Source organism: Nostoc sp. 'Peltigera membranacea cyanobiont' 213 (genome assembly GCF_002245975.1).
GTDB lineage: Bacteria > Cyanobacteriota > Cyanobacteriia > Cyanobacteriales > Nostocaceae > Nostoc.
The window spans coordinates 1-2,202 of sequence record NZ_NOLI01000328.1 but is presented as its reverse complement, the minus strand read 5'-3'; the positions used below and the strand labels follow the sequence as shown (position 1 = coordinate 2,202).

Sequence of the window (2,202 nt, the reverse complement as noted above, 5' to 3'; positions counted from 1 at the left end):
GGTGGCGATGGGTGTGGCGATCGCCCGCACTTCCCAAACTTGATTCTCGTTGGGTAAGATTAACGCACAGCGATCGCACCCGGAATTTTGCAGAATAATTTGGGTCAGTTGGTGGAGCAGATCCTCTAACTGAATTGACCTCGAAAGTGCTTGGGAGGCTTTGAGAATGGCAGCAAAATCGAGGGTTGTATTAATACTGGAACTGGAAGAACTGTTGCGAGTGCTGGAATGAAGGGAATAAGCGGGAGATGCGATCGTTGCTAGTGTGCCGAACATTGTCATCGAGGGATCGGACTGCTGCAAAATCGAGCGGAGCAACTCTGGATAACGGGTTTCCAAATCATCAGTTTTAGCTTTAGCTCCCCAGTGGGAATAACAGTAATAGGCTTCTTGCATATAGCTGGCAGCGACTTTCTCTTTACTCCAGTTGAGATAGAATTTGGCTGCTAGTTCGTTTGCTAAAGCTTCTTCGTTAATATATTCGTTGGCTTTGGCTCCAGATATGGCGCGATCGTAGCAATCCCCTGCTTCATAATTTTTGCCTAAGACTCGATATTTTTCTGCTTCTACCAAATCAACCTTATGTTGGTAATTCATCGGGGCATTCTGCGCCCAGCGATGCAGAATTGTTTCATGGCTTGCTACTCGGTCAAGTATTTCGGCTTGCTCTGGTTCTGCCTGACTGGGCAAGAGTGCTAGGTAGGTAAGGGCGGCATAAAAATGGAAAGTAGGAACGTGAGTCATTCCCGATACTGCCATCAAATAGGACTTGTTTTGGGCGATGTGGTCGAGGGCAGCCTGATAATTGCCAAAGTAGTAGGCAAGCAGCAGTTTGTAGCTGTAGGCAAGGGCGATGCCCGTGAGATCGTTATCCTGCTGGTGCTTTGGCAGCATCACTGTTTCATCGTAGAATTGGCCAATTAAGAGATGGGGTTGGTTCACCGATTCACGCAAATTTTGCACCGTTTGCTGCACCATGTCTAAATAAATCCGCGACGAGTCTTGTTTCACCTGCGCCAAAGCAGCACTGTAAGCTGGCAATTCGGCGGATAATCTGTCCAAGTCTACTCCTGCGAATAGTGATGTATAGGCACACCCTTGGATGCCGTAGCCAGCTTGGAGGAAATCGCCGGTTTCCATCCCAGCCGTGTAGCTCTCTTTCTGTACCAGAAGTGCTGCCCTTAAAGCTTCCTGGCTATGTTGGATGAAACCCCCAAACAAGGCGTGAGTGAAGCACTTCATACTCTGAACATTCAACCTTTCCACCAACAAGAGCGATAACCGACCAAACTCATAGCCCGTTTGGACTTCCCCCAAAAAGGCACACAGCACCATGCCATGAATTGCATATCCTCCCGTCGAGGCGGGGGTATTACCAAACTGGAGCGACAACCTCACCATTGTGGCGCTCAAAAAAGGCATTAAACTCGGTGTTCCCAGAAGCACTGGGGAAAACAACATTCCTAGCAGTGACATGGCAGCGATCGCAGTGGGATCGCTAATCACAGGTAAATCAATTAGCCCAGCAATTTCTCTGCCCTGGAGTTGCTCTTTTAGGTCTTGGAGGGCTTTGCCGATTTGGGCTTCATCGGTTGCATCCGGTAAATCTACCCCTAATTGACTCAGTGCTTCTCTGCCCACTGCGATCGCCTCTAATATTTGGCTTTGGGATGTTTGTGCAGCGATTTGAATTTCGTAAATTTTCACTTTGTCGAAAATCGTCTGCGCCTGCTGCAATACTAATGCAGCAAGATGTTCCATACCCTCAAAGTCACCATTCAAATAGCTGGCTTCCGTTGCTGCCACATGGAGGTTCAAGGCTAATTCGTACTCTGTTTTCCAGCAGTCTGGTTGTAATAGCTCAATCCCTGTTTTGAAATAACCCCTTGCGGCGGCGTAGGCTGTGGAATTTTTCGCCTTACCTCCAGCGTTCAAATTCAGCTGTGCTAATTCTGTCCGTTCCGACGGTTGAATCATCAGATATCTGCCAATATTAAGATGATTGACAATATCAAACAGTTTCTCTTCCTTTGTACTCGGTGACGCATCAAGCAATAGAAGTTGCCCGATTTGCAGATGAGTAATTTGTTTCCGATCGTCGGGAATCAGGGAATAAGCAGCTTGCTGGACGCGATCGTGGAGGAACTTATAATTTAGCGTTTCAGTTTGTGTGTTTTGGGTTGTATCCAATTCGCCCACATA

The 2,202-nt window shown here is 47.5% G+C and carries 1 protein-coding gene; it reads right to left on the bottom strand.

What is annotated here, in order from left to right; all coding sequences use genetic code 11:
• On the bottom strand, nucleotides 1-2,202 hold a 2,202-nt coding region (locus CDG77_RS37255), incomplete at both ends, for an ATP-binding protein (protein ID WP_442946467.1).